The sequence below is a fragment of the Streptomyces sp. NPDC060035 genome, from assembly GCF_042736635.1.
Classification (GTDB): Bacteria; Actinomycetota; Actinomycetes; order Streptomycetales; family Streptomycetaceae; genus Streptomyces.
This window is the reverse complement of record NZ_JBHWVO010000066.1, coordinates 1-5272: the sequence shown is the minus strand read 5'-3', so window position 1 is coordinate 5272 and position 5272 is coordinate 1. Positions and strand designations below refer to the sequence as shown.

Here is a 5272-nt window from a genome sequence, read left to right as displayed (position 1 = left end):
GAGAAACGTCGATGGGCTGTCGCCCCTGACGGCCCGAACGAAGCCGTGGGCAACTGCTGCCACGTACAGCCTGACGTGGCCACGAACACGATCGCTGCCAGCACCTCACGATCACCGTGCCGGCGCCGACCGCCACCCTGAGGCCGCGAGGGCGCCTCCGGAACCACCCGCTGGAACAGCTCCCACAACTCATCCGGCACCAGCCGCTCAACAATCCCCACCATGAACGACAGCCTACCCACTCCGCCAATTGAGATGACTTCTTAGCCATGTCGTCCGGCTTCACTGGGAGAACGCCAGGGCGGTCGCCCTGCCCCCACTCCTTTGCATCTCAACGACTGAGTCGGCCGAGCGGCGAAAGTTTAAGCGTTCTGGTGGGCGAGATGGGCACGCTCGCCCACCAGAACGCTCAACTCGCCAACTGAAGTGCTCAGTCACACCGTATGTGACTGAGCGCTTCGGTTGGGCGGTTGAGCACTTCAGTTGACGTGTTCTGCCAGGCCTGGCCCCGAACACACCGGACCAACCGGTCCGGGCTCGTTCGCGTAGGGGCGGAAGTTCGTGGAGTGCGACGACCAGGCCCTCAGCATCTACCAGGTGGGTGATGATGACGTGGTGAGTCTTGACTTGAGCAACTACGAACTGCGTTGGCCCACATCGCTGTTCGTGGCCGAAGGGGAGCATGTTCTTCGCGCCGCGGACCGCTCCTGGGACAAGCGCGTCACATGGCTACTGACCGAGGCCCTCGTCGGCAGCACGGCCGCCGCGGACTTCGCCGCAATACCCACAGCTCTGAATCTGACCGACGATCCCTGGGCCGGCACAGCCAGCCACTGGGGCGCCGCCAAGAAAACCGAGAAGGACCAGCAGCGCGCCTGGCTGGAGGAACTTCTCGCTCGCGCGTCCGAGCTCCAGCACGCGGCAGCGCCACGCCCGTACTGGCCCCACCGGCATGGTCAGGGATCCGCTCCGGCCTCCCGCACCGAACGGAGCCCCCGTAAGAACTTCGCCCGCCTTATCAGTGCTTTTGTCGACGACGGCTACCTGACCGAGGCGTTCGGAGCGTACTGCGTCGACGACCACGACGATCTACCCGACGCCTCCGAGGTCATCGAGGACCGCCTCGGCATCGCCGACCTGTGGCCCCTCGCCTGGGAGACCTGGGACGAAGACACCTTCTACGGCCTCATCGAGGTCTTCCACGACCTGGTCAGCCGACCCCGCACACGATGGCACCACCCCTACAGCGGCTGCGGCTGGCACCACCAGGAGTTCCATCACGGCCCCGCCCGCATCCTGTACCGGTGGAAGGTCAACCAGCTGCTGCGCGAAGCCGGCATTGAATACGAGCTGGCATCGGAGGGCGAGGAGCTCGGGCGCCTGGTCGCCGTCACCGATGACGCACGCAGCGCGTTGGTGCACCGCACCCTCAACGACAGCGGCCTCAGCATTCTGGGCGACGTCGACCACGCCATCGCGCTCTTCCGTAGACGCGACACGTCAATTGAGAACAAGCGGTCGGCGATCGTCGCCCTCGCACGGGTCCTGGAGGAGCGCCGCGCTCTGATCAAGGAGCACCTCGGGAAGGATGAAGGGGCCCTTTTCGAGATCGCCAACCGGTACGACCTGCGCCACCGCAACGCCGGGCAGCACGGTGACTACGACGACGCTTTCCTCGACTGGATCTTCTGGTGGTACCTCGCCACGATCGAGCTGACTAACCGGCTGATCGCCACACGGCTCGCAGCGAAAATAGTAACCGAGGAATCCTCCGCAGTGGGGCCCGACGACCCCTTCTAGAAATCTTCAGCAGGCCACTTGCGAAGGTCCGTCACCCGGAGGGCCTTCCCTCGCACGGTGCCGTGTTCAATGACGCCGACTGCTGGTCACTCCGTGTCCATCACGGCACCGGAAGAACGCCGACCTCCCCGCTCAGTGAGCACAGCGTCGACGAAGGCCCTCACGAGCGCAGCCGCTTCCGGCTCTGTGACGTCCTTCGTCCAGCGGCTGGGGTGGTGCCAGCCCCTGCACTCCAGCTGGAACCGGTGGACACCGTGCGTGTGCTCCACCCCGCTGCGCGACTGTCTCCAGGCCCTCTCCCGGGTGAGCCGGGTTCCGGCCGGTACTTCTTCACAGCTGACAGCCATGTGCAGTGCAACGCCTCGGCCGGGGACGCACCCATGGCCGTTGCGGGTTCAGCCCTGGGACGGGAAGAGCTTGACCAGGCGCTCACGTTGCCGTTCGCCAAGGCCCTGGATCCTGCGTGTCTCCGAGATGCCGAGATCGATGAGGTGGCGGCGGGCGCGTACCTTGCCGATCCCGGGAAGAGCCTGCAGGAGGTGAAGGGCACGGGTCTGGCGGGCGGTGTTGTCCTCGCGGTCGAGGATGTCGGGGAGGGAGATGCGCCCGGCCTTGAGCGCTGCGAGCATCTCGCTGCGCTCCTTGCGGATGCGGGCGGCCTTCGCGAGGGCCTCGCCCCGCTGCCCGGGGGTGAGGGTGGGTACAGGGCTGGACATCGCGCTCCTTCGTCGGTCGGTCGCGCCATCATGGCCGAGAAAGCCGCGCCTGAGCAGGGGGTACCGCTCAGGCCACCGCACCCGGCGATGGGAGATGAGCGCTGACAGACCCGTGGCCACCTGCTGTCCGCTGTCCACAGGGGAACCGTGGGGTGATGGTCGGCATGAGCGATGACGAGCAGCATCCGGCCCCGGGCCGCGGCAAGGTCCTGGAGGCCCTCGCGCGGGCGGAGCGGAAGGTCTTCACCCGGCCCGCGCCGAAATCCGCAAAAGCGCGTATGAAATTCCTTCGCACACGGGAGAGGGGGTCCACCAAGGCCGTGGCGGAGCGTCTGGGCACCTCACGCCGCACGGTGGAGCGCTATCGCCGGGAAGCTGACAACCCCGCAGAAGCGCCTCCAAGCCGTGTTGGTGGAGGAGACGGAATCCGAGTGGCAACCGCAGGTCAGGGCGTAGGCGCGGGAACAGGCGTCCACCCCCAGCGGCAGGATGGTGGAGGTGACGGCCTACTTCGGATTCGCCTGCAGGGGCAGCTCGGACGACGGCCGCGAGCGCAGCATCACGACACCAATCTCACCCACCTACGCGAAGCAGATCCTCGAACTTCAGGAGGCCGGTGCGACGGAGAAGGAGCTGCATCCGATCGTCGCTGAAGCCATCACCGAGTCGTATTTCACGGAATGGGGCACCCGTGCCGCTGGCCTGCGTGCGGATTTCACGCATGTCCAGTCCATAGAATTCGGTTCTGACACGACCGAATTCAGAGTCTGCCATAAAGCGTATTTGTGTGACTGAGCGCTTTAGGTGGCGAGTGAGCGTTGTGCTTGGCGAGTTGAGCGCTGGCGGTCGAGGGAGTCGGCGAGCCGGTCGGCGTAGGCGTCGAGCAGCTCCTTGAGCATGAGGTAGCGGGAATATCTCGGTGCCCGCTTGAGCTGACTGCAGATGGTGGTCAGGTCTCTCCTCCAGAGCTCTTGCCGTGTGTCATCGCCACGGATCTCGGCCGGTGTCGGGGCGAAGAGGTGCTCGCCGTGTGTGGCGTGGGCCCAGACATAGGCGGAGACGGCGAGGCGTTTGCGGTCATCCACTGCGAACCTGCAGGCGTGGGTGAGACCGGGGTGGATGATCTCTGTCTGCCAGGTCTAAGGCGGGATGGCCCAGTCCTTCAAAGCCTGGCGGCGGCGTTCGTAGTCGGTGGGCCGGTGATGTAGCTCTTCGCCTTCGAGGTCGTCGAGGGCGGCCTCGAAGGCGAAGGTCAGCCCTCTGTCCTTGAGGCGGTGGGTGAGGATGTTGTCGAAGCGTGCGTCGGTGCCGGGCAGGACGCCGAGGAACCGTGCGGCGTCGATGATGGAGCCCCCGCGGGCGCGTTTGACCAGACGGACCGCGGCGCCGCGGCGGAGCTGCCAGAGGGGGATGCCGGGGAAGGCGGACAGGTGGCGGGTGACCCATTCGTCGCGGAGGAAGGCCGGAACGTGTTCCGCACGGAATGAGGTTCCTCGTCGGGGTCGTGTGCGTCTATCCGGGCCGCGTCTGCCCACCGACAAGACGTCGTCGACCGCGAGTTGGAACGCCGGTGCGCACTCGTGCCGCGACTTTCTGAACAGTGCGTCCCAGCCGTAGTAGATCCTGGGCTTCTTGGAGCCGTGCCCCGTTGGCGGGGCCAGGGGAGCGAGTGCCTCACGCAGGTCCGGGGCGTTGAGGATGGTGTCGGCGGCGAGGAGCACGGCGGCGCAGGCACGCGCGTCGGTTGGCGGGGCGTTCGAGGCATTCCTGCGCGATGCCTCCAGCTGCCGGCGTTCGGCCAGCACGGTGGTCGCGGTGTGTGCCGTCCGGTGCCGTCCCGGAGGCGCCCCGAGGGGCCAGGTCGCGATGACGAGCGCGCTGGTCAGGTGGAGTTCGGTGAAGTAGCGAGCGGAGTGCTCCGCCGGGTTGTCGGGATCGAGCCTGTCCAGGATCCGCTGTTGCAGGGCGAGGTATTCGGGGGTTGGCCTGTCCCAGGCGGCCGGAGGGGTGCGCTGGTCGAGTCGCCATCCGCAGAGTGCTTCAGGAGTTGGGTGGTTCTTCGGTGCGGGGGAGGCGGAACGGCCTCGGCATTGAGCGGGGTGCAGGCCCGCGATGTTGGCCCGGGGGACGAGCTGGCTGAGGTCCTTCTTGGCGATGGGCTGCTGGCAGATGGGGCAGAGGTGTTCGAGGAAGCAGCCGTGGCGGGTGCAGGCGAAGACGTTCGGCAGGCGCCAGAGGACGTTCCAGGGGCCGCCGTACTTCTGCTGGATGGGTGAGCCGTCCCCAGCCAGGCAGGGCGGGCAGTAGCGGCGGGTGGTGGGGAACAGCCAGCCCCGCTGCGGGCGCGGAAACAGCACCGCCTCATGGACTGGAGGAAAGCGTGCGCCAGGGGCTCAACGGTGAGGTCGCGTACCTCGTCGGGGGACAGCCGCGTCGCGGTGGCGAAGTCGGCAGCCATCTCCGGTGCCAGCGTGATGCCCAGGGCCGTGCGTGCGTAGACCTGCCCTCTGGGCAGCACCTCGGCCAGGCCGGTGCGCCGGATCAGCGCGGCAGGGGACAGGCCGAGCCGGAAGCTGAGCCGGAGCAGGAACCCGGCCAGGGACTCGGCGGGCAGTGGATCGAGGCTCCGTGACAAGGGGGCGATCACACTGCGGCTCCAGCTGTCGGCGTACACATGAACGTCCCCACCCGCGTACGGATGAAAAGGGACAGTTGTTGATGCGGTGAGACTTGCTGCTCGGCACTCTTCTGCTTGT

The 5272-nt window shown here is 66.9% G+C and carries 6 protein-coding genes and 1 pseudogene; 2 read left to right on the top strand and 5 right to left on the bottom strand.

Annotation, left to right across the window (positions count from 1 at the left end; translation table 11 throughout):
• Window positions 1-224 (bottom strand): transposase (locus ACFWBQ_RS38170; RefSeq protein WP_385508619.1); only part of this gene is annotated, 224 nt, incomplete at its 3' end.
• 391 nt (window positions 225-615) lie between these two features.
• On the opposite strand from ACFWBQ_RS38170, the gene ACFWBQ_RS38165 reads away from it, so the two are divergent.
• Window positions 616-1800, top strand: coding sequence for a hypothetical protein (locus tag ACFWBQ_RS38165; protein ID WP_385508617.1), 1185 nt, complete (start codon window positions 616-618; stop codon window positions 1798-1800).
• A 395-nt stretch (window positions 1801-2195) separates the two neighbouring features.
• On the opposite strand, the gene mihF is transcribed toward ACFWBQ_RS38165, so the two are convergent.
• On the bottom strand, window positions 2196-2516 hold the full coding sequence (gene mihF / locus ACFWBQ_RS38160) for an integration host factor, actinobacterial type (protein ID WP_385508614.1): 321 nt from the start codon (window positions 2514-2516) through the stop codon (window positions 2196-2198).
• Window positions 2517-3014: 498 nt separating this feature from the next.
• Here mihF and ACFWBQ_RS38155 point away from each other — a divergent pair, with 498 nt between their 5' ends.
• Entirely contained in the window at window positions 3015-3311 is a 297-nt protein-coding gene (locus tag ACFWBQ_RS38155) for a hypothetical protein (RefSeq protein WP_385508612.1), read from the top strand.
• Between the two features lie 5 nt (window positions 3312-3316).
• Here ACFWBQ_RS38155 and ACFWBQ_RS38150 read toward each other — a convergent pair whose 3' ends face one another.
• The 3 genes and pseudogenes from ACFWBQ_RS38150 to ACFWBQ_RS38140 all read right to left on the bottom strand — a co-directional run.
• Window positions 3317-3601, bottom strand: coding sequence for a hypothetical protein (locus ACFWBQ_RS38150; protein WP_385508610.1), 285 nt, complete (start codon window positions 3599-3601; stop codon window positions 3317-3319).
• Between the two features lie 54 nt (window positions 3602-3655).
• A complete protein-coding gene (locus tag ACFWBQ_RS38145) occupies window positions 3656-4873 on the bottom strand; it encodes a TniQ family protein (RefSeq protein WP_385508608.1) in 1218 nt (405 codons plus the stop codon).
• 14 nt (window positions 4874-4887) lie between these two features.
• Window positions 4888-5163, bottom strand: a pseudogene (locus ACFWBQ_RS38140) (TniQ family protein); the annotation flags it as partial.
• Between the last annotated feature and the right edge of the window lie 109 nt (window positions 5164-5272).

Excerpts from the sequence above, each read along its gene's own strand:
- mihF (WP_385508614.1), bottom strand. The coding sequence starts at position 2,516 with ATGTCCAGCCCTGTACCCACCCTCACCCCCGGGCAGCGGGGCGAGGCC.